This window comes from Streptomyces sp. NBC_01546 (assembly GCF_045208355.1).
In the GTDB taxonomy this organism is placed as follows: domain Bacteria; phylum Actinomycetota; class Actinomycetes; order Streptomycetales; family Streptomycetaceae; genus Streptomyces.
This window is the reverse complement of record NZ_CP109379.1, coordinates 7,969,060-7,990,091: the sequence shown is the minus strand read 5'-3', so window position 1 is coordinate 7,990,091 and position 21,032 is coordinate 7,969,060. Positions and strand designations below refer to the sequence as shown.

18 protein-coding genes and 2 pseudogenes are annotated in these 21,032 nt (G+C 70.8%); 13 read left to right on the top strand and 7 right to left on the bottom strand.

The features are described from left to right. Positions 1-43: 43 nt before the first annotated feature. Entirely contained in the window at positions 44-1,192 is a 1,149-nt protein-coding gene (locus OHA89_RS36480; protein WP_406368015.1) for a DUF475 domain-containing protein, read from the top strand. Positions 1,193-1,272: 80 nt separating this feature from the next. Continuing rightward, the gene (locus OHA89_RS36475; RefSeq protein WP_257558886.1) at positions 1,273-1,449 is read left to right on the top strand and encodes a hypothetical protein; all 177 of its coding nucleotides are present in this window, start codon (positions 1,273-1,275) and stop codon (positions 1,447-1,449) included. Between the two features lie 101 nt (positions 1,450-1,550). Here OHA89_RS36475 and OHA89_RS36470 read toward each other — a convergent pair whose 3' ends face one another. Further along, positions 1,551-2,513 carry a TetR/AcrR family transcriptional regulator C-terminal domain-containing protein gene (locus OHA89_RS36470; protein ID WP_406368014.1) on the bottom strand — a complete coding sequence of 321 codons (963 nt, stop codon included), beginning with the start codon at positions 2,511-2,513 and terminating at the stop codon, positions 1,551-1,553. Positions 2,514-2,679: 166 nt separating this feature from the next. Here OHA89_RS36470 and OHA89_RS36465 point away from each other — a divergent pair, with 166 nt between their 5' ends. The 8 genes and pseudogenes from OHA89_RS36465 (at position 2,680) to OHA89_RS36430 (ending at position 7,262) form a co-directional block, all read left to right on the top strand. Next, positions 2,680-3,789, top strand: coding sequence for an FAD-dependent monooxygenase (locus OHA89_RS36465; protein ID WP_406368013.1), 1,110 nt, complete (start codon positions 2,680-2,682; stop codon positions 3,787-3,789). Positions 3,790-4,462: 673 nt separating this feature from the next. Continuing rightward, positions 4,463-4,678, top strand: coding sequence for a DUF6243 family protein (locus tag OHA89_RS36460; RefSeq protein ID WP_266612221.1), 216 nt, complete (start codon positions 4,463-4,465; stop codon positions 4,676-4,678). A gap of 241 nt (positions 4,679-4,919) precedes the next feature. Beyond that, positions 4,920-5,174 carry a hypothetical protein gene (locus tag OHA89_RS36455; protein WP_406368012.1) on the top strand — a complete coding sequence of 85 codons (255 nt, stop codon included), beginning with the start codon at positions 4,920-4,922 and terminating at the stop codon, positions 5,172-5,174. Between the two features lie 94 nt (positions 5,175-5,268). Beyond that, a pseudogene (locus OHA89_RS36450) lies at positions 5,269-5,343 on the top strand (hypothetical protein); the annotation flags it as partial. Beyond that, a pseudogene (locus OHA89_RS36445) lies at positions 5,344-5,556 on the top strand (IS256 family transposase); the annotation flags it as partial. A 4-nt stretch (positions 5,557-5,560) separates the two neighbouring features. After that, positions 5,561-5,728: a hypothetical protein gene (locus tag OHA89_RS36440; protein WP_257558881.1), complete on the top strand. Its 168-nt coding sequence runs from the start codon at positions 5,561-5,563 to the stop codon at positions 5,726-5,728. Between the two features lie 60 nt (positions 5,729-5,788). Then, entirely contained in the window at positions 5,789-6,289 is a 501-nt protein-coding gene (locus OHA89_RS36435) for a hypothetical protein (RefSeq protein ID WP_406368011.1), read from the top strand. Positions 6,290-6,824: 535 nt separating this feature from the next. Further along, a complete protein-coding gene (locus OHA89_RS36430) occupies positions 6,825-7,262 on the top strand; it encodes a DUF3592 domain-containing protein (RefSeq protein ID WP_406368010.1) in 438 nt (145 codons plus the stop codon). 208 nt (positions 7,263-7,470) lie between these two features. On the opposite strand, the gene OHA89_RS36425 is transcribed toward OHA89_RS36430, so the two are convergent. The 4 genes from OHA89_RS36425 to OHA89_RS36410 form a co-directional block, all read right to left on the bottom strand. Then, positions 7,471-8,676, bottom strand: a complete 1,206-nt coding sequence (locus tag OHA89_RS36425; protein WP_266612217.1) for a DUF2201 family putative metallopeptidase — start codon at positions 8,674-8,676, stop codon at positions 7,471-7,473. Between the two features lie 122 nt (positions 8,677-8,798). Next, complete coding sequence (locus tag OHA89_RS36420; protein WP_406368009.1) at positions 8,799-10,079, bottom strand: AAA family ATPase; 1,281 nt, start codon at positions 10,077-10,079, stop codon at positions 8,799-8,801. 253 nt (positions 10,080-10,332) lie between these two features. Further along, the gene (locus OHA89_RS36415; RefSeq protein WP_406368008.1) at positions 10,333-11,775 is read right to left on the bottom strand and encodes a hypothetical protein; all 1,443 of its coding nucleotides are present in this window, start codon (positions 11,773-11,775) and stop codon (positions 10,333-10,335) included. Between the two features lie 805 nt (positions 11,776-12,580). Continuing rightward, entirely contained in the window at positions 12,581-13,204 is a 624-nt protein-coding gene (locus tag OHA89_RS36410) for a hypothetical protein (RefSeq protein ID WP_406368007.1), read from the bottom strand. 543 nt (positions 13,205-13,747) lie between these two features. Here OHA89_RS36410 and OHA89_RS36405 point away from each other — a divergent pair. Continuing rightward, the gene (locus tag OHA89_RS36405) at positions 13,748-14,254 is read left to right on the top strand and encodes a hypothetical protein (protein ID WP_406368006.1); all 507 of its coding nucleotides are present in this window, start codon (positions 13,748-13,750) and stop codon (positions 14,252-14,254) included. A gap of 245 nt (positions 14,255-14,499) precedes the next feature. Here OHA89_RS36405 and OHA89_RS36400 read toward each other — a convergent pair whose 3' ends face one another. Both OHA89_RS36400 and OHA89_RS36395 read right to left on the bottom strand, forming a co-directional pair. Then, positions 14,500-16,026 (bottom strand): tetratricopeptide repeat protein, encoded by a 1,527-nt coding sequence (locus tag OHA89_RS36400; RefSeq protein WP_406368005.1) that lies wholly within the window; start codon positions 16,024-16,026, stop codon positions 14,500-14,502. Between the two features lie 3 nt (positions 16,027-16,029). Continuing rightward, entirely contained in the window at positions 16,030-19,557 is a 3,528-nt protein-coding gene (locus OHA89_RS36395; protein WP_406368004.1) for a CHAT domain-containing protein, read from the bottom strand. A 60-nt stretch (positions 19,558-19,617) separates the two neighbouring features. Here OHA89_RS36395 and OHA89_RS36390 point away from each other — a divergent pair, with 60 nt between their 5' ends. Next, a complete protein-coding gene (locus tag OHA89_RS36390) occupies positions 19,618-20,049 on the top strand; it encodes a hypothetical protein (RefSeq protein ID WP_257558869.1) in 432 nt (143 codons plus the stop codon). Continuing rightward, the gene (locus tag OHA89_RS36385) at positions 20,046-20,963 is read left to right on the top strand and encodes a hypothetical protein (protein ID WP_266612210.1); all 918 of its coding nucleotides are present in this window, start codon (positions 20,046-20,048) and stop codon (positions 20,961-20,963) included. The genes OHA89_RS36390 and OHA89_RS36385 overlap by 4 nt, the downstream gene beginning before the upstream one ends. Positions 20,964-21,032: the final 69 nt, after the last annotated feature.

Sequence of the window (21,032 nt, the reverse complement as noted above, 5' to 3'; positions counted from 1 at the left end):
TGTACGGCGCTGGGGAGCCCCGTACACGACGATTGGGTAGCCAGTGCTTCTGAAAACGTTCGGCTGGTCGTTCGCGGTCACCGCGCTCGGCCTGATCGCGGCGGTGTTATATGGGGGGTGGGCCGGCTTCGGGATCGTGGCGATCCTGTCCATCCTCGAAATCTCGGTGTCCTTCGACAACGCCGTGGTCAACGCCGGGATCCTGAAGAAGATGAATGCCTTCTGGCAGAAGATCTTCCTCACCATCGGTGTCCTCATCGCGGTCTTCGGCATGCGCTTGGTCTTCCCCGTCGTGATCGTCGCCGTCAGTGCCGAGATCGGTCCGATCGAAGCGGTACAGCTCGCGCTGGACGACAAGGACAAGTACCAGCAGCTGGTGACCGACGCCCACCCGTCGATCGCCGCCTTCGGCGGCATGTTCCTCCTGATGATCTTCCTTGACTTCATCTTCGAGGACCGCGACTTCAAGTGGCTTGCGTGGCTGGAGCGCCCGCTCGCCAAGCTCGGCAAGATCGACATGCTCTCCGTCTGCATCGCGCTCATCGTGCTGCTCGTCTCCGCGATGAGCTTCGCCACCAACGCTCACCAGTACGGCGGCATCCACGCGGACAAGGCGGAGACCGTCCTGATCGCCGGCATCGCGGGCCTGATCACCTACCTGGTCGTCGGCGGTCTCTCCGGCTACTTCGAGAACAAGCTCGAGGAAGAGGAGGAGCGCGAGCACGAAGCCGAGGAAGCGGCCAGGACGAGCGGCACGAAGGTCCCGGCGGTCGTGATGGCCGGCAAGGCCGCGTTCTTCCTGTTCCTCTACCTGGAGGTCCTGGACGCGTCCTTCTCCTTCGACGGCGTCATCGCCGCCTTCGCGATCACCAACGACATCGTCCTGATGTCGCTCGGCCTCGGCATCGGCGCGATGTACGTCCGCTCGCTCACGGTCTACCTGGTCCGCCAGGGCACCCTCGACGACTACGTCTACCTGGAGCACGGCGCGCACTACGCGATCGGCGCCCTCGCCGTGATCCTGCTCGTCACCATCCAGTACGAGATCCACGAGGTCATCACGGGCCTCGTAGGCGTCATCCTGATCGCCTCGTCCTTCTTCTCCTCGGTCCGGCGCAACCGCAGGCTGGCGGCGGCCGAGGCGAAGGGCACGGGGTCCGACGAGAAGGCCGAGGTCTCCTCCGGGGTCTGAGCCGGGCCGCCGGCGCGGATGGATCGTGCAGGAGCGTGCCAACGGCCGGGAGGCCGGCCGCCTCACCGCCAACCATCTACGTGAAGCAGCCGGTGTTCTTCCACATCCGGCTTATCCGTCTTGACGGGGGCCGCGGGCTGCCCGAGCTGATGGAGGTGCTCGGCCGGTTCACCCCAGTCGCCCAGGCGTTGCCGCCTTCGGCCGCGATCGCGCAGATGTCCGGCGCTCGCGTACCCGGAGCCGCGGGGTCGCGCTGATGGCCCAGACCGTCTACAGCAGGCAGGCGCCGATGGGCCAGCGGTGAGCGCCCGCTACTCCAGGCTGCTCCCGAGACCGTTGGACAGCCGGACTCTACGGTCTACGTGACAGCTTCCTGACCTTCGATGATGGAAGTCAGGCCGTCGAGGAGTGCCTTGAGGCCGAATTCGAAGAGCGCGTCGAGACGCAGGTCGTAGCCGTCCTTGAAGGATCCGACCACCTTGGCGAAGGTCGGGAAGCGGCCGGATTCCACCAGTTCTTGGAGGGCGGGGGCGCGGCTGTCCATCCACTGGTCTTCCGACTGGCCAGTGGCGGCTTCGGCGTGTGCCTCCATCTCAAGGTGCACCGCCAGGCCCTGGACATGGCTGTAGATCAGGACGTGGATGTCGAACAGCGTCGTGGGGTCGAGGCCGTGGCCGTCGAGGGCGCCCAGCACCCACTCGCCGTGGACCATGAGATTGGGCACGAGCAACGGGCGTGTGAGGGAGCCGAGCTGGGCCAGCCACGGGTGCTTGCGGTACAGGCTCCACAGGGTCCGGGCGCCCAGCTCGATGCGGGTACGCCAATTCTCGGGGGCGTCCGCACGGTAGGAGTCCTCGCCGTACGCGGCGTCGGCCATGTGCAGGACGAGGTCTTCCTTGCTCGGGACGTACCGGTAGGTCGACATCGCCGCGACGCCGAGCCGGGCCGCGACGCCGCGCATGGAGAGCGCCGAGAGCCCTTCGGCGTCGGCGATCTCGATGGCGGTACGGACGATCCGGTCGAGGCTCAGCTCCTGCTCGGGGTCCGGGGCGGGCGACGGGCGTCTGCGGGCCGGTGGGGCGGGGGCGGTTCCGGCGACGACCGTGCCGATCCGGGGCCTGGCCTCGACAAGTCCCTCCAGGCGCAGGGTGGTCAGGGCCTTGGTGGCGGTGGCGAGCGCGACGCCCCATTCCCGGGCGATCTGGCGGGTCGAGGGAACCCGGTCCCCGGGGGCGAGTTCACCGTCCGCGATGCGCCGCCGGATCGCGGCGACGATGCGCAGATAGGGCGGATCACCGGCTGCGCCTGTGACCTTCGTCACGTCCTGCCGCCTTCCTGTCCTGTACTAGGGCAGAGGGTAGCAGCAGCAACGTCGAACGGAAGGCGTCTGCCCTAGTACACGTCGTGCATTTCGCTGGTTGAAGGGGCTGTGCGTACGGCGTACGTTCAGAGCGCGTACACCGTACGAAGTACTAGAGGAGCTTCCCATGCAGACCGTACTCATCTCCGGCGGCGGCATCGCCGGGCCCGCCCTCGCCTACTGGCTGCGCCGCCACGGTTTCGCGCCCACCGTCGTCGAACGCGCTCCGGGCCAACGCCCCGGCGGGCAGGCCGTGGACATCCGCGGCGTCGCGCTCGAAGTCGTGGAGCGGATGGGCCTGCTGGAGCAGGCAAGCCGCGTACGGACCCGGATGCGCGGCATGTCGATCCTCGACCCCGACGGCCACGAGGTCGACCGCTCCACCGAGGCGACCTTCAGCAGCGGCCGGCTCGACAGCGAAGACATCGAGGTGCTGCGCGAGGACCTGGTACGGATGGTTTACGAGCACACGCGCGCAGGCGTGGAGTACCTCTTCGGCGACAGCATCACCGCGCTCGACGAGGACGAGACCGGCGTGCGCGTCGACTTCGCACACGGGCCGTCCCGCGTCTTCGACCTCGTGGTCGGGGCCGACGGCCTCCACTCCACCGTACGGCGCCTGACCTTCGGTCCGGAAGAACGTTACGCCCATCACCTGGGCAGCTACCTCTCGGTGTTCAGCGCGGACAATTTCCTCGGCCTGGACGACTGGCAGATGTGGCTACGGGACGGCGACACGGGCTTCGGCATCATGCCCGTACGCGACAACACCGAACTCAGGATCGCCTTCGGCTTCGAGTCCGCCCCCCTTGCCCACGACCTCCGCGACGGCGCTGCCCTCCGGCAGCTCGTCGTCGACAAGCTCGCGTCGATGCGGTGGGAAGGGACCCGCCTGGCCGAGGCCGCCCGGAAGGCGCCCGACTTCTACTGCGACGCCATGGCCCAGATCCGAATGGACCAGTGGTCGCGGGGCCGGGTGACCCTGCTCGGAGACGCCGGCTACTGCCCTTCCCCCCTCTCGGGGCAGGGCACCAGCCTGGCCCTCGTGGGCGCCCACGTGCTGGCCGGCTGCCTCGCCCAGGCCAACGGCGACCACCGCGCCGCGTATGCCCACTACGAGCAGCGGATGCGCCCCTTCGTCACCCTCAACCAGGCCCTGGCCACCGAGAATCCCGGCGGACCTGCCTCCGAGGCATCCCTCGGGCACGCCAAGAACGCACTCTCACTGGACAGCTGATGCCCTGTCCCGCACGGACACCAAAGCACGCAGGAACAGAACTACGGGGCGAGTGCGAGGGTACGGGAGCGTCCGGGGTGGGCGGCGTGCAGGTAACGCACGGCGGTGGTGGTGGCTCTGGATGTGCCACCGGACGCGGACCTGCCGCAGATCCGCAAGCTCCCGGAACACGGCGAGGCAAAGGAGTGGTGGCACTGTGAGGAAGGGTGCGTCACCGCCGCATGGAGGGCCATGGCTGCGGGATGAGTGGGCTGGGGCTCGTACGTGGCCGCGTCCGCAGGACCGCTAAAGGTTGTCCCGTAACGGCGGGACGCAAGTGAGATGTCTCTCATGCCGTCCGTGTGCTCGCGACCACTGACAACGCCCGCGGCGGACCAGTAACGCCCGTCTGGACCTGCCCCGGGCGGGCAGCGACCACCAGCGGGCGCCGGCGGTGCTGAGATTCCCGGAAGGAAACGGCGACCCCGGGCACTCGCCGAAGGCCGGCCGACGCCGGGGCGGGGAAAAAGTTGGTGTGCGGGGCCGACGAAACCGGGTAACGTCTTTGTCATGTTCTTCCAGGCGCCGATTTACGAGTGAGAGCGTGACGGGCCCCTGCTGACGTCCTTCGACGTCGCCGCCCGTCCCCCACCGATGAATCCGTAGATCACTTCACATCATTACCGGAGAACCCGTGACCGTGAGCAAGAACATCAACAACCCCGTGGGCCAGGGCGGCGGCCAGCGCAAGAAGCTGTCCCGCGCCGAACGGCAGAACAACGGTCCGCACCGCAACCTCGACCGTCAGGGTGCAGCCGACCAGAAGGCGGAGCTGGTGCGCAAGATGCGCGAGAAGGCAAGCGCAGCCGAGGGCGCCGGGCAGGCGGGCGAAGACACCGCACAGAGCTGACGCACCGCCGCCGCAGGGCGGCACCGCACGGCAGCAGGGCCCGGACCGCGACGCGCGGTCCGGGCCCTGCTGCCGTACCGGGGCGCTGCTGCACCACACCCCGCACGTGGGCGAGTTCCACGGCCTGGAGCGGACGAGTACTAGCTTGTGGGACGGCGGCGGCCTCGTCCCGTTCATACGTGGCACGCGGCCGGCACCCGATCCAGCTCCGTACGTCGAGCGGGTTCCCCGAGGAGGACGGATGTCGAGCTCACCACTGCCAATCTGCGAGCACGCCAAGGCCGGCCTTGCAACGGCCGAACAGGAGACAGCTCGCACGCGGAAGGAGCTGGACGACGTCGAGCGCAAGCTCCACAAGTTGGAAGCCGCACAGCCCCCGGACACGGCGGCGATCGAGGCCCGGAAGGCCAAGTTCAACCAGGCCCGGGCCAACTGGCTGGCGGCAAAAAAGAACGGTCGCGGTTGGGCCATTTCCTTCAGATCATCGGATCGTTGATGTGCCGTTGACTGACGCCCAGTAGGCGCGGATCGATCCGTTGTTGCCGGACCGTACACCTCGGCGGGGTGGGCGGTGACGTGATCACCGGCAGGTGATCGACGCGATCGCGTTCAAGTACCGCACCGGCACGCCCTGGATGGACCTGCCCGAGCACTTCGGGTCATGGAAGGGCGCCCGCGTGAACGACCGCCGCGTGGACGAGGCCACGGGCGAGCGACAGCGGTTCTCCTTGAGGATCCTTCCGCCAAGGTGCAGAAAGTCGCCGAAGATCTCCGAGGTGCTGCCTCTGCTCTCCCTGCACGGCTTGTCGTCCAGGGACTTTGTGCCCGCCCTGGAGCACTTCCTCGGCGCCACGGCCGGGTTGTCGGCCGCGATGGTCGACGGTGACCGGCAACCCGGCAGCGGGGCTCGCGATGGTGTTCAAGCTCGTCGAGACCGCCCAAGCCCGATGGCGCGCGATCACCGGCGCCCACCTCGTCCCGCTCGTCCGCGCCGGGGCCCGCTTCGAACGCCGTCAGCTCGTCGAACGCCCCAAAAACCTCGCAGCATGAACGTGCTCAGCTGACACACTGAGGCCGAAGCGCAGCACCGCACAGAGGACCCAGACGCCCATGCTGAACCCACTCGACGCACCAGCCGCGGTGTCAGACGCAGCCGAACTGCTCGAGGAGCTGCTCGACGACTGCAACCATGTGTCGTCCATCGAGCTGCTCCATGTAGTCCCGGTGGCTGGGATGACACCCGGTCATGACTGGATGAAGGATCTCGCTCAAGCCGTGTACGACGCGGGGGCCAGTGGACACCAGACGTCGGTCGCCCCGTTCGAGTCACCGCAGGCCTGGCGGGACATCCTCCGCCAACAGGTGACCGACGGCTTCATGCAGCCCGCCAACAGGTGGCCACACGCCAACCTGCGCACACCCGCCGAGATCCGGCTGACAGGCGAACTCGCCGATGGCATCGCCGACCTCATCGAAGCCCATCTGGGGCCCGTCCGAAGCTCCGGCGACGTCGACGGCCCGCGCACGGGCATGGGCGCCATATGGTCGCGCAGCCTGCTGTTGGTCACCAGTGACTGGGCCACCGTCCTCTTTCTCGGAGTTGATCACTGACCGGACACGTCCCCGTCAACTGCGGCCGCCGCCTCAGCGGCTCTCATCGTCCATAACTCGTGTCAATTGCTCCCGAGCCGGATTCGAGGAACCGCCTCCCGTATCGCACCAGGTTCTGAGGCTGTCCACGGTCGCCCCTACCGGGGCCGAGGCGGCCGATTGCTCGCGGCGCTGGCTCAATCGCGCGCGGACGCTTCCTGGAAGCGCCCCCTCACTTGCGTGCTTCTGGCTGAATGGCAGCGGCTTGTCCTTGGCCAGCCCGAGGTGTCGTTCCGACAAGGCGACCCCTCCGCCACGGGTGGCCGTGAACGCTACGCACTTACGCCGTACACCCAGCAGACCCAGTCGCCCAGGTCTCCGTCCTCATCCGCTCGACCCATCACCGAGCGACCAGAGCCGAGCCCGTCACTGAGAACGCAACCTCCCATCAGATTCCCTTGACCAGTCTGGCCGGGAGTTGAGCACGCATATCGGCTCTGTCGTCCGGCGGCGCCACGTACGGTGGCCCGGCGGTAGGCCGCCATAAAATGGCGCCATGGAATTCTTGCGCGAGGACGGCTACCGGCTGCTGCTTGCTTCTGTCGGGCTCCTCGCCATATCGGTATCCGTCGCACTCTCGGTGCGGACCTGCAGCCGATGGCTGCTCGCCTGCAAGACGTTCAACGAAGGGCTACCCGCCGAGGGCAGAGTGCTGGATGCCTATGTGCTACCGGGAGATCAGGGCCGGGCGGGCCTGCAGCACGTCATCGTGGGCTTCCGCGCGGCCGACGGGCGCGAGTACCGGCTCGACATCGACACCGACCGGCGACGGCCCCTGGGCGCGCGGGTACGAATGCGCTATCTCCCGTCGAGCCCGGAACGAGCAGTCCTCGTCGAAGCGGGCCGGGGCACCGTGCGCACAGTGCTGACCCTCCTGCTTCTGGTGGGTCTCGGGCTGGTTGGCGTCCTCCTCATGGTGCTGGGCCTGCTCTAGCTCTTGCTTCCGGCAAGCGCGTCAACCCGCACGGGCCGACCGCCCAAGCGATCGACTCCTGGCGGCCACCCAGTTCGTGACGTGGCCGGCCCCCGTTTCCCTGCGACTCGATGGAAGACCGGTCTCCCGGAGTGGCCAGGAGGCAGCAGCCCTGGAGCCAAGCCTTCTTCGACAACTGTCGGGCAGACGGGCGCTCCCGTCCCCTCGCTCAGCCGATGGGGACGACGCGGGCCCACGCGGGCGGAGCGTCAGGGATGTAGTCCGGATCTTCCTCGTTCACGGTGCGGGGAGCACGGGGGAAGAGGCCGACGACCGTGCGGCAGGGCGGCTGTGCGGAGGGCCAGGGCGTCTGTCCGTCCGTCAGGGCGACGATCACGTCCGGGCGGGGGCGGGAGCGGAGCGCACGGGCGAAGCCGGACCGCAGGTCCGTACCGCCGCCGCCGATCAGTTCGAGGTTCTCGGCCCGGCACAGCGGTACGGCGACGCCCGCCGCCGCGTCGCAGGAGATCACCGAAACCAGGTCGCGCCGCCCGCCCACCGCCCGTGAGATCGCCGCCACCTCCAGCAGCGCGCCGCCCAGCTCGGCGTCGCTCACCGACCCCGAAGTGTCGATCACGACGCAGACCCGGGGCGGCATCCGGCGCAGGCTCGGCAGCACGATGCCGGGGACGCCGGCGGAGCGGCGGGACGGGCGCCGGTAGCTGTGGTCCTCACCCGCCCCCGGTGCGCCCGCGGCCGCGCGGAGTGCCGCGCCGAGCAACTGCCGCCACGGCTGCGGAGGGTGGAACGCCTCGTCCGCCCAACGCCGCCACCCCTCCGGAGCGTCCCCCGGCCGGCCGGTGATCGCCTCAGCCACCCGGAAGCGCACCGCGTCGCGCTGCTGCCGGCTCAGCCCGTGCGCTCCTTCGGGCCCCAGCTCCCAGGGCCGCGCGTGCCCGTCGGCGCCGCTGCCGCAGTCCAGCCAGGCCAGCCGTGGTGTGCGGCCCGCCATCGAGAACCGCCGCAGGTACTCCTCCATGAGCAGCCCGTCGGGCAGGCCCAGCATCGCCGGGAGCACCGCCCCCGCCGGCACCGCCAGGCCATCGCCGTAGATGTCGTCGTTGATCTCGAAGTCGGCCGCAACGTTCTGCCGCAGCCGCTGCCCCGGCCCTTGTTCCCCGTGCTCCCTGGCGTACCGCGCGCCGCGTTCGTGGTGGTCCCGGAGCAGGTGGGAGACCTCGTGCACCCAGACGCCCGCCAGCTCCACCAGTGGAGTGCGCGACACGAAGGACGGAGAGACGTAGCAGCGCCAGTACGCGTCCACCGCCATGGTCGGCACCGACCGGTCCTCCACGACGTGGAGCGCGAAGAGCGCACCGGCGAGGTACGGTCGGACGGCGACCGCGTGCAGCCGCGCGGCCAGCAACTTGTCCATGTCCAGCGGGACTACGGGGCCGGGCGGTGACCCGGGAAGTGCGGCTTGCACCGGCCGCGGCGGCGGAGGCGGGGACATCGGGCGCGGCAGCGGGCGCGGCCGCGGCTGCTTCACGGCCCCGGTCATCGGCGCCCACCCGCCGCGCTCTTGGCGCCGGCGGCCGCCGCGGTGCGGGCCACCGAGTCCTCCGCCCGCTGGGCGAGGCCGACCACCGCGGCGAGGCGCTCCACCGTCTCCGGTACCTCCCAGCCGTCGCGCCGCAGCGCGGCCAGCGCCTTCGCCGGGGCGACCAGCAGATCCGGTGCGCCGGTCTCCAGCGCCCTTACCAGCACCGCCCAGCCTGCCTCCCAGCGCTCCCGCTCCGGGCGCGCCCCGACGGCGGCGACCACCGCTTCCAGCGTGGCCTGGCGCAGGTCGCCGCGCTCGGGCAGTTCGGCGGCGCCGGGGTCGGCGAGCAGGGAGTCCGGGTCGGGCAGCTCCATGCGGTCGATGTGGGCAAGCAGTTCGAGGCCGGGCCCGTCCCCGACCGCACCTCGGACCAGCAGCGCCAGCACGTCCCGGGAGACGGACGCCGCCGTGCCGAAGGCGAGCAGGGTCATTGCCGCCTCCCAGCTGCGAGGCGAGGGCCAGGCGCCACCGCGCCGCGTCTCGGTGGTCGGCAGCCGGTGGATCAGCGTCGGCCGGGCGTTCAGGAAGCCGCACACCGCGCGGCGGGCGAACACCACCGCCTCCGGCAGTACCGTCGGGTCGAGCCGGGGCAGTTCCGCGCGCGGCCAGACCCCACCGAGACCGCGCACCACCACGTCCCGGTCGTGCACCCAGTACAGGTGCACGAACCGGTTCGCCAGCGGCGGGCTCAGCTCCCAGCCGTCCGCGGCCGACGCACGCGGATTGGCGGCGGCCACGATCCTTACGCCGGGCGGCAGTTGCAGCGCGCCAACCTTCCGCTCCAGGACGACCCGCAGCAGCGCGGCCTGGACGGCAGGGGTGGCGGTGGACAGCTCGTCGAGAAAGAGCAACCCCCGCCCGGCGCGCACCAGCTCCACGGCCCACTGCGGCGGGGCCATGGGCACGCCGTTCGCTGCCGGGTCCTCGCCCACGATGGGCAGCCCGGAGAAGTCGGTCGGCTCGTGGACGCTGGCGATCACGGTTGTCAGCGGCAGATCGAGGGAGGCGGCGAGCTGGGTCAGCGCGGCCGTTTTGCCGATGCCGGGCTCGCCCCAGAGCAGTACGGGCAAGTCGGCCGCGACGGCCAGGGTGAGCGCCTCCAACTGCTCGTCGGGGCGCGGCTCGGTTGTGGTCGTCCGCAGGAGGGTCAGGAGGTCTTCGGCGAGGGAGAGCTGCGTGCGGCCGGCCGGGGGCGGCATGGGCACGGGCATGGAGAGGACGGTGCTCGAACTCATGGGCATCACCTGGGTGTTTTCGGGGACGGGGGCCCGTCCTGGATGTCGTCGTCGTTCAGCGGCGTACGACGGCGTGGGCGCCGTACGTGCGGTACGCGCAGTACGTGCAATACGTGCAGGGGTCGCGTCCGGTTGCCGGGGTTAGGTCCGGTCCGGTCCGGTCCGGTCGGTTACCGGTCTGAGTCAGGTACGGGGGGCGGTCGGACGAGGCCGTGCGGCCGACCGGGCCCGCGGACGCGGGCGCTGCGGTCCTTCAGCTCTGCTGGCCGGTCCGGGGCCGGGCACGGCTGCCCCGCTTGCGGCGCATCTCCCACGGCAGACGGCAGTCGAGACGTGGCCGGTAGCCCGTGTCCCCCGTCGCAGCCGCGGCGGGGTGCACCGGTACCAGCCCCGAGCGGAAGAGCCCGTGGTCGAGGCGGCCAGCCACCGCCGCTTCCAGGGCTTCCCGCAGGGGCCCTTCGCGCAGGACGGCGCCGGGACCGAGCAGCCCTTCGACCACGGCCAGGGCCCCGGTCACGTCGCCGTGGCCCAGCCGCTCACGGACGGCGGGCAGCGCCTCGGGGCTGCGGTGCACCGTGTCGATCGCTCTCAGACAAGGTAGTCCAGGCCCTCCGAGCGCCATGAGCAGTTCCTCGCGAGCCAGTTGGGCCGGATCGTGGTCGACCGCCGTCAGCGTCCCGTTCCGCAGCGCGATCCGGTGGACGTCCCCCAGGCACTCGACCCGGTGCGGATCCGTGGGCCCGGGGGCCGAGTCGCCCGCCGGCCTTCCGGGGCCGGGTCCCGCCACCGGACCGGAGGCGGGACCCGCGAATCCGGGCGCGGACAGCGCTGCCGCGACCAGCGGGTGCAGCCGTTCGGCATGGAGCAGCCCGGCCCGCAGCAGCTCCAGGTCCGGAAGCGTCCAGGCTGCGGCCTCCGGAAGCACCGGGAGCGCCGCGATCTGCTGCGGCGGCAGCACCTCCCGTACCGGCCGGAGGACCGGGGCATGGCTGTCGTCGGGGGCGACGAGCTCGAGCACGGAGTGGCTGCGCGCACCGAGCCGCACGGTGAGGGCCCCGCGAGGACGGCCCTCGGCCCGCAGGAGCAGTTCCGCCTCGTCGGCCCAGTGGTGCGGCGGCCACGAGGGATCGCGGCCGGCAGGCCGGTGCAGTGCGTCCGCGCCGCACCTCTGTGCCAGTTCGGCGCTGCGCGTGGCGTCCCAGAGGTGCCGGTGCAGGTCGAGACGGAAACGCCGGTCGGGGTGGGGGTGCGGATGGTGCTCGGGGGCGCCGTCCCGCGGCTCTTCCCAGAGCGCCAGGGACATCCGCTGACTTGCGTCCGCCCAGGCAGGCGGCGTCCGTACGACGAGCTGCGGTGCCGCGGGGCCCGGGTCGCCGTAGCGGGCAAGCGAAAGGGTGAGGCCTGGCCGGAGCCGCCCGTCGGGGGCGATCCGGGGCATGTTCCAGCGCAGTAGATCCGGCGCCAGTCGGCGCAGATCGGCCCGGATGCGGGTGGCGAGGGTGGTGCCGTGGCGGTCACGCACGGCGCGCAGATCGAGATCGACATCGATTCGGGCGACGGCGCAGGCCCCGGCCCAGTCACCGGCCGTGCGGCGCGCGGTCGCGTTCTCGATCATGGACGGTGGCACGGCGTACTCGCGTACGCGCTGCCACATCAGCAGGCGGGCGGGAATCGGTTCCGCGAAGTGAGCTGCCATCAGCACTCACCTTGCGCGGACGATTCCCCCAATCCGAAGGAGGGAATGTTGTTCATCACCGGCATCATAAGCACCTCCCGGATGATCTGTCAGCCACAAACCGTGAGGCCCGCGCCGGTGACGTCTACTCTCCGTCTTCGCGGTGGCGTTCCTGCCGCGCTCCCGCAACACCTTCACCAGCTTGGCGAACCGCTCGAACCGCTCGATCCGCTCGATCCGCAAGCCCGTGAACGTCTCCACCCGCACCGACTCAGGCGGCTGGTTCCGGATGAGTTGTGGGTGCTGTTCCAGGGGCGAGGTAGTCACTTGAGACAGCCCGGCCGTGGACGTAGTGACCGTTCCAGGCCCAGAAGCCGGCAGCGATGAGCGACGCGTAAACGGTCAGGGCGCTCCGGATCCCGTGCAGCTCTGTAGAGACACCGCGCTGGTGATCGCGGCGAGAACGACGAGGTGGGGCCCATAGGTGCCCGGCTGCTCCCCCATGCGCATGGCGTCACCGTGGTCGGCGTGCGGACCGGGTGGCATGCCGGTTTTCCAGGCGCCTGTGTCCCTGCACGGGGTTCCAGCCGTCCCTGACACGAAGAGCCCCGCTACACGTGCGGCGGAAGCGCTGTCCGAGAGACCCTGGCGCTGCCGCCCCGCCCGCCGAATCCGGCGGGCGGGGCGGCAGCCCGACTACTGACCCCAGAGCGCTCTGGCTACCGGACCTGACCCGCACACCCATGCCGGCACGAGCTGAATCCGACCTACCGGCCCGTCCGTCCGGCCGGCCTGGCTCACGTGCCGAGCTGCCGCTTGCGTCCGGTCAGTTGGTGACCGGCCACTCCAGCGGTTCCCCGTGGAAGCCCTGCATCAGCTCGACCGCGACGGGCTTGCGGCCCTCCGGGATGAGAAACGCGGTGCAGATCTTCTCCGACTGGCCCGGGGTCAGCTGCTTCTCCGAGTCCGGCTCCGGGCAGTTGGGCCACTTCGCGTCACCCATCATGACCAGGAGGGCACGGGTTCGCTGGCCCGAGTCCGTCTTGATCACCAAGTCGTCATCCATGTCGCTGATCTCCATGGCCGTGCCGCTCTTGTGGGTGAGCGTCGACCAGACGTAGACGGGTATCTGCGGGCCGTCCTTGTCGTCCTTCTTCAGGCCCGAGTTGTCCATGTCGGCCTGAGTCCCGGTCTTCACCTCAGTCGGCGTGACCGTGAACTTGGCATCCGCCGATCGCGTCTTCGAGCTCTCCTGCGCCGGGCTGGCCTCACCCAGAGCGAACTTCGTCTTCTTGGCACCAGCCTTGGAACCGGAACCTGAACTGGGCGACTGGGAGCTGGAGCTGCTGCCCTTCCCCAGGCCCAGGTCATTGCAGCCGGTCAGGGCCACGGCCAGAGCCACAGCCCCCGCCGCTGCCGGTACGGCACGACTCCACACACGCATCTCCATCTCGCTTTCCCATCGGATTTGGATGTCACGACAACCGTCCGGCCGGGACATCTCGCCCGCACAACCGGAACCACGATCTTCGCCGATCCTGCCAGGAAAAAATCACTGCCCCGAACACTTGCCCGACACCCTCAACAGTCGCAACGACCTCGCCCGAGTCGGATCACAGGAACCATCCGGGCGTGCCGCTCGGCGGCTTTGGGGTAATCTCCGGCGCCGTAGGCGCGGAGGAGCAACGGGCCGCTCTACGGCTGCCGGCTCCCTGGTCCCTCGTCGTGCACGATCCTGCACCCGGATGGCACGAACAGTCGGCGATCCCGCTGACGGAGGAGCAGAGCCTGACGGAGACCGCCGTGCGTACAGGCGGGGCAGTGGGGGCAGTCGGCTAAACGCAGGCCTCGTTGAATCCGTCTACTACTCACGTCGATATGAGTAGCCGCCCCGATGTGACGCACACGCCCCACCCCTACCCTCTAAACCATGAGCTCTGTTCAGCCCGCTACCAGCGCAGTTGCGCCCCGCTTGAGTGTGCGCCTCCTTCGTATGGCGCTGGTACTCGGCGGCGTCGCACTCCTGTTGTCCATGTCCTGGGGCGGGTACCGGTTGTGGAACGGTGAACCGTACCCAGAGGTCGACCCGAACGTGGTCGCCATGCGGCTCAGGGAGGAGGCCGAGCGCGTAGAGGAAGACCTGGACGGGCGGTCCCGCTTCGAGGCCCATAACGTGGACACGGGCGCCTGCTACTACCGCGGGCTCCGGTCCGTCGCTCACATCGACGAGGCTCGCCAGGACGTGCGCAGCTTTGGACTCGACTGGAGTACTACGGACGTTCCGCGGACCACCGCTCGTGCCAGCCAGGAACGCGCCCGCGGCCGACTGTCAGAACAGGGCTGGAAGCTCACCAGCGAGAACATCTCCGACATGGGTTTCCGCTTCGAGCATCCGGGCACCGGCGACAAGGTCGATGTGGACTGGTACGAGCCGACCGGGACGCTCGCCGTCAGAATCCATGCGCCCTGCGGGAAGGTCCCCGACGGTTTCGACGAGTAGGTCCGCCATAGGTCCGCCATAGGTCCGCCATAGGTCCGCCCTGTGGGGCCCCTACGCCAAGGCAGCTGAACAAGGCGCAGACGATCGACCAGGCGCGGAGACGATCGGCTCGCGAATGCGGCCAGAAGGCCCCGCGACGTCAGGCTCCGGAGTCTGCCGGCTTCCGCTGTGACTCCGGGAGCCGGGCGTCCATGTTGGGTGGCCCGCTCGTTCACCGCCGGGCCCCGCCCCTGACCCGGCCGCGGTCACGGCCGGACCGGGCGGTTGAGCGCCAATGACGCCCGGCGCGCAGCCAATGCCCGCACCAGCGGGTGTCCGAAGCCCAGCCGCTCGATGACGTCTGCCAGGCGCGTCTCCAGGAGGTCCTGGTACTCCTGCAGGCGCTCCAGCCGCAGGAGCAGCGAAAGCACGCTGGCGGCCGCCATCAGGGTTTCGTAGTGGAGACGTCCCAGGCTTCGGTCCGCGAACGCCAGGGCTTCCTCGGCCTCTGCCAGGGCCGTCTCGGCATCTCCTCGCGCCTGCAGCGCGTGCGCCATCCGGTAGCGTGCGCAGACCATGACCGGATGTCCCGGACCCAGAGCGGCGCAACCCCGCTCGATGGCCTCCCGGTAGCCGGTGACAGCCTCGTCGTAGCGGCCCTGGTCGCGTAGGGCCGTGGCGCGTTCGACGAGCGCGGCGACGGCCTCCTGGGTGGGCTCGCCGGACGATCCGGCGAACCGGGCGATCCGCTCCTCCACCTCGGTGAGGTCAGCGGTCCGGCCTGTGCCGCCGCGGTCCTTGCGCGCCTGGAAGAGGGCGGCGCGCACGGCGATGGTGTCCGTGTCGTCCTCGCCGAGGGCGGCCTCGAACTCGGGCAGTACCGCCTCCCACAGGGTGACGGCGTCGTCGCGGCGCCCGGCTCGCCGGGTGATGACGGCAAGGTTGTTTCGGGCCATCAGGGTGCGCCGGTCGGCGGGCCCGAGCTCCTTGGTGCGGTGGGCGATGAGGCCCTCCACGATGCGCGCGGACTTCTCGTACTCGCCGAGGGTCAGGTAGATGCCGCCGAGGTTGTTGTAGGCGTCCCACACGTCGGGGTGTTCGGGGCCGAGCTGCGCGGTACGGGACGCGATGACCTTCTCCAGCAGCCGTGCACCTCGCCGGTGTTCGCCGACCTGGTCGTACACCGAGGCCAGGTTGGCCTGCACCGACAGCGTTTTGGGCGCGTCCGGCCCCATATGCGTCTCGGCGGTTCGGGCGACCCGCTCGGCCAGGGGGACGGCGGCCGACCCCATCCGGTTCTCCAGCAGCAGCACGACGGCCCGGCTGAGGAAGGTGGCCCCCTCCGGAGTGTCGTCCTCGGGCCGGGTCAAGGCGGTCCACCGGATGAGGTGGGGCAGCAGGTGCAGGCAGCGCGCGGTCTCCCCCGGGGAGCCGGGTTCGCCCAGGTGTGCCTGGAGGATGCGGAGGGCCAGGTCCCGGCCCTCTGTGCCGAGGAGGGCGTGCATCTCCCGTCGAGTGGCCTCGGGAAGTGTGAAGCCGCCGTCCGGCCGGGAGGTCACCAGCCCGGCGGCGCCGAGGGCGGACAGCGCGGCAGGGCCTGGTGAGCCGGCGGGGACGGAGAGCAGGCCGACGGGGATCGGGTCGCAGTCGAGCCACGCCGCCACGGCCAGTAGGACGAGGGCGTCACCGCTCAGCGCGGCCAGTCTGGCGGGCAGTTCCCCGGGCGGGGTGCTCGGCGAAAGCTCTCGAGGGGGGCCGACTGTCGGGTTCGGGTTCGGGTTCGGGTTCGTCATCGGTCAGGCCCCCGTATGGATGTACGACGCCCAGATGGTGGGCGTGGCGCGGTACCCGGCACGCAGTTGTCGTACCGCCGCATGAAGCGCGAACGCGGCCTCGTCGGTGCGCGGTGAATGGGCGCCGGAGCCGGTGAGGTGGGCGTAGAAGGTGCGGGAGACCTCCCCCGCGGTGGCGTCGCTGACGGGCCACAGCGCGCCGGTGACATGGCGGAAGCCGGCGAGCTGGAAGGCGCCGGTCAGGTGCAGGGCCTCGTTGCTCAGATCGGGGCTGATCTCGGAGGTGCTGCAGGCGGACAACATGGCGAGCTGGCGTCCGGGCAGGTGCAGGGCGGCGAGTTCGGCGACGGTCAGGGGTGCGCTCTCGTGGTCCGCGAGCAGCAGGCGGCTGGTGCCCGGGGCGTGGACGTCGGTCATGGCATGGCAGGCCAGGTGCACCACGTCGTGGTCGCCGAGCGCGGTGAGGACGGCCTCCTTGGTGGCGTCGGCCCCGGCGATGAGCGTGGCACCGGGCAACAGGGCTCGCAGGGCGGTCACTTCCTCCGTGATCCCGCGCAGCGGGGAGGCACCGGGCGCCTCGGGTTGGGCGACGATCAGAGTGCTGGGGTGCGCCGGGGGGCCTGGCATGCGGCGTACGTAGGCCAGGGCGCGCAGGCTCGCGGTGTAGGACGAGACCGCACGGTCCAGCACCCCCTCGCCGGACGGGGGTCCCGCGGCGTGCCAAGGCAGATAGCTGAGGAACCCGACCGGACACCACCACAGACGGGGCCAGGGGCCGCTCTGCGGGGGTGCGGTCAGGCCGAGGGCATCAAGGACAGGCCCGGCGGCGACTGTCCAGAGCCAGGCAAGAGTGTCGCGCACCTCGGCCTGCGCCTTTTGGCGCACGCGCAGAGGGTAGGTGTCTGCCGTGGCGAAGTGGCGTGCGGTGAGAAAGGTGAGAACCCGCTCGCTGGCCGACTCATGGTCGAGGCCGGGGAGCTCGAGAACTTGCACGGGCCGGGCGGGGTCTCCGGTGAGGAGGAACGCGTAGCCGCCGGAGGCAATGGAGGCGACGAGAACCACCGGGCCGTCGGCGGCGAGCGCGGCGAAATCGGGGTTGCCGTCCGGTGCTGCCCCACCGCGCAGCCTGGACCAGTGTTCGGTCAGCCGGGCGCGTTCGGCGGCCAGTTCACGGTCGAGTTCGCGGCGGTGTTCGAAGTCGTCGGCGGCCGCGGCCCGGTCCCGTGCGTCAAGGACCCGTAACCGCGCGTCAACCAGGCGGATTTCCCTCGCCTGCCCAGGATCCAGGACGTGCAGATCGCGCCGGATGTCCATGGCGTCCTCGGACAGTAGTCCCCTGGTGCGTTCGAGCAGGGCGACCAGGCGTTCCGGGGCGTCGGCGGCCAGCCCGGTGACGATGATGCGTTCGGTGAGCCGGGAGAAACTGCGCAGAGCGTGTTCCCGGTCGTTCCACAAGGGCCCCGAGGTGACGGTCCGGCGCAGCAGGTCGACGGTCTTGGTCAGTTGGTCCAGGGCGTCGGGCGCGGTGACGTCGGTGGCCTCCACCTGGCGCAGAGCCGCGAGCATCCGCACGTCGGCCCGGCCGCCTGGGGTGTCCCGGGCGCGGGTGAATCCGGCGGCGGACGCCGCCCGCAGCTCCTTGGCCGCCGTCGGGTCGGTCTCGAGTGCGGCCAGGTGGCCGAGTGCATGGGCGCGTTCGATCTCTGCGGCGACGAGGGCCGCAAGCACTGCGTGATCGCCGAGGGCCAGCGCCCGGTCGGCGAGCGAGACAGCCGTGCGCAGCCGGCCGGGGTCGGCCTCGGCCTGGCCCAGCAGCCGCTGGGCGCGGGCGAGTTCGTTGAGCACGAAGGACTCCACGTAGTCTCCGGGGGCAACCAGGGCCAGAGCGCTCTCGCCCGCGCGCACGGCCTCCTCGAGGGTGCTGAGCGGCTCTTTGGGAATCAGCACCCACGCATCAGTGAGCATGGAGATCAGACCGCACAGCACTTTCACCCGGCGAGCCTGGGCGTCCGGTAGCGCGGCAACGCGGCGCTGGGCGTTCAGTGCCTCGCGCAGCAGCCCGGTATCACCCGTCCGGCTGGCGTAGCGATGCAGGATCATGGCCTGGGCGGCGATGAGTTTGGCGTGCTCGGCGTGCTCCTCCGGGGCGAAGGCCTCGACCGCGTGCCTGCTCGCGTACACCGCCTCCCGCTGGGCCTCCAGGTCACCGGTGAGTTCGAAGAGCACGTTGTGGGCCGTGGCCAGGTTGGCGCGGGCGAGGGTCTCATCCAGCCGCTCGGCGTGCGCCACATGACCGAGTGCGGCGCGGGCCAGCGCGATCGCCTCACGGGCCGCGGGGACGTCCTGGGTGCGCTGGGCGATCAGCCGCAGGGCACTGGAGGCGTTGTTGGCGGCCTCCCCCCGGGCCTCCGGGTCGTCGGAGACGACCAGCACGCGGCGGCACAGGGCGACGGACTCGCGCATTGCGGCCAGGTCGGCACGCTCCTCGCCGTGCTGCTGCCGGACGACGCTCAGCACGCGCAGCAGCGGTACGTCGGCGGACCGGTCGGGGCCGGGGTGGTCCAGTGCCGCCGCGCAGAACGCGGCCAGCCGCTCGTACGGCGGATCGGGCCGGCGCAGCAGCATCCCCAGTGCCGAATTGAGGTTGTTCACCGCGATCTTCCCGGCTCGCTCGGCCGCCGCGTGGAACAGTTTCATCGCCTCGAACAACGGCTCGTCGTTGTCCACGAGTCCGGCGAGGGTCGCCAGTGCGCCTCCGAGGTTGACACTGTCGCCGCCGTTCTCGTCGTCGCTCAGGGCAAGCGCCTCCCGGAGGCACCGGACCGCCAGATCGGCGGCCGAGCGGTCCTCCAGCCGCCGGGCCAGCTCCACGGCGGCCAGGCCGGTGTTGGTGAGCGTGAGCACGCGCGCGGGGTCGCCGGGCGGCGGCTCGCGCAGCACGGCCTGCCCCACCTCGACGGCCTCGCGGCACACCGCGAGGTCGCCGGTGGCGGCCCGGTACAGGCTCAGCAGGCTGGCCAGGCTGGTCAGCACCTGCGGCAGATGCGGATGGGACGGCGCAGCGGACAGGCGGGCCAGCCGCAACAGCGCCATGGCCAGCGAGAGGTCGGCCTGGTCGTCCGAGTCGAGGTAGCGGGCGGTGGGATCCTGGTGCAGCTCCCACCACACGTACGGGTCCGTGGTGAAGCCGGTGTCCGCCGAGAAGTGCGCCCACGGGTCGTTGCCGCCGGCGTAGAACGTCCGGATGCGGCCGGGGACCAGGTGGGGGGCATGGGCGTAGACCGGGCCGAGCAGCTGCGCGGCGGCGGCCATCTCCACCAGGCGCCGCTCGGGCCGCTGCCGCATCGCGCGGTGGAAGAACAGCAGCCCGGCCGTCACGAGGGCCTCCAGGTCGAGGCCCCGCGGGCTGCGGTGGGACAGCAGACCAACCGCCTCGCTCAGCGCTTCGCGGGACAGCACGTTCCCGCCGTCGGCCCCGCGCTCCGCGGCCCTGATCCTCGCCCCGAGGCTCTCCAGCAACTGTGCGCGCACGCCCCGCCCCCGATCCACAAAGCGAACAACAACTCAAATTACCGCCGTTAGACTGAAGTTGTGGCGAATCCCGCGAGTCCCGCACTCACCCAAGAGGCCTTGGTCGAGCTCGCCGAGCGAGTGGAACGACTGTGCCGCGAACACGGCCGCGGCGGTCAGCTGGTGGCCCTGCTGGAAGAGGAGGGCGCCGAGAACCTGCTCGACGAGGCCGTCGCCCTGGCTACGTCCGCCGACTACGCGCCTACGCGGATGCGACAGGTGCTCGATGCGATCGAGCAGGCGCTCGCAGCGCAGGGCGTGCATGGATTGACCCGCCCCGACCGTGCCTTCAGCGCGCTGCCCGGTGTACAGGGCGCCCGAAGGACGCCGTCGGCGCATGTCTGCCCGCTGTCCCGGTGTACGCGCGGCGAAGCCGACCAAGGCCGGTGTGCTCTGGCGGACCAGCCGTTGGAGGCCGTACCACTCGACGGGTCCGGGCCCGGCCGACCATGACCACGCTGCTTCAGGAGCTGTCGAAGAGAGCGGCCGAACGCTGGGCGGCGGTCCTGCTGGGACCGGGGCTGCTGTTCGTCGCCTGTCTGATCCTGGCGCACCACCAGCGCTTCGGCCACGCCCTCGACCTCGCGCACCTGCGGGCGTACGTGCGGACCGTCACCACGGACAAGGCGAACCAGGAGCTCGCGGGTCTGATCGTGATCGGGGCGCTGGTCCTGCTCGGTGCGGCCGTCGCCGGGCTGCTCGCGGCCTCGGCAGGCCGGTTCGTGGAGCGTTGCTGGCTTCCTGAGCGCCCCTGGTGGTACGTCGCGGCCCTGACCCGGTGGCGGGCCTGGCGGTGGGACCGTGCCGACGCCGCCCTCACGCGTGCCGTGGCCGAGGCCGGCCTGGTGCTGGCCCGGGACCGGCTGCTGAGCGGAACCACGGTACGGCGCTTCCCCGCCGTCGAGCGGCGACAGGCCCGGCGGGACCGGATCGCCGGTACAAGGCCTGCACAGCCGACCTGGCCGGCCCAGCGGATGGCGGACGCGGCGGACCGCGTGCGCCGCCGCTACGGCCTGGACCTCGCCGAAGTCTGGCCGCACGTGTGGACGCTGGCGAGCGGTGAGCTGCGTGGTGACGTCCAGACGGTACGGGACAACTACGCGGCGGCGGCCCGGCTGGCCGCCTGGGCCTGGGGGTACGCGGCGATCGCAGCCGGCACCGGCTGGTGGCCCGCGGCGCCGCTGGCCGCGGTGCTGATCCCGATAGCCGGGCGGCGGGCACGCGAGGCAGTCGAAACGCTGGCCACGCTGGCCGAGAGCGCCGTGGACCTGCACGCACGGGACGTGGCCGAGCGCCTGGGCGTGGCCTGCCCCGATGCCTTCGGGCCCACGACGGCCGCCGAGGTCAACATGATCCTGCGGGCCTGAGGTGACGCTCCGGGCCACCTGCCCGGGCGGCGCACCAGTCTGCGTGATGAGGGAGTTGCACACTTCCGC

Coding starts and splice junctions, on each gene's coding strand:
- OHA89_RS36410 (WP_406368007.1), bottom strand. CDS start 13,204: ATGGAGATGCGTGTGTGGAGTCGTGCCGTACCGGCAGCGGCGGGGGCT.
- OHA89_RS36425 (WP_266612217.1), bottom strand. CDS start 8,676: ATGGACAAGTTGCTGGCCGCGCGGCTGCACGCGGTCGCCGTCCGACCG.
- OHA89_RS36465 (WP_406368013.1), top strand. CDS start 2,680: ATGCAGACCGTACTCATCTCCGGCGGCGGCATCGCCGGGCCCGCCCTC.
- OHA89_RS36405 (WP_406368006.1), top strand. CDS start 13,748: ATGGCGCTGGTACTCGGCGGCGTCGCACTCCTGTTGTCCATGTCCTGG.
- OHA89_RS36435 (WP_406368011.1), top strand. CDS start 5,789: ATGCTGAACCCACTCGACGCACCAGCCGCGGTGTCAGACGCAGCCGAA.
- OHA89_RS36420 (WP_406368009.1), bottom strand. CDS start 10,079: ATGAGTTCGAGCACCGTCCTCTCCATGCCCGTGCCCATGCCGCCCCCG.
- OHA89_RS36455 (WP_406368012.1), top strand. CDS start 4,920: ATGTCGAGCTCACCACTGCCAATCTGCGAGCACGCCAAGGCCGGCCTT.
- OHA89_RS36430 (WP_406368010.1), top strand. CDS start 6,825: ATGGAATTCTTGCGCGAGGACGGCTACCGGCTGCTGCTTGCTTCTGTC.
- OHA89_RS36415 (WP_406368008.1), bottom strand. CDS start 11,775: ATGGCAGCTCACTTCGCGGAACCGATTCCCGCCCGCCTGCTGATGTGG.
- OHA89_RS36385 (WP_266612210.1), top strand. CDS start 20,046: ATGACCACGCTGCTTCAGGAGCTGTCGAAGAGAGCGGCCGAACGCTGG.
- OHA89_RS36400 (WP_406368005.1), bottom strand. CDS start 16,026: ATGACGAACCCGAACCCGAACCCGAACCCGACAGTCGGCCCCCCTCGA.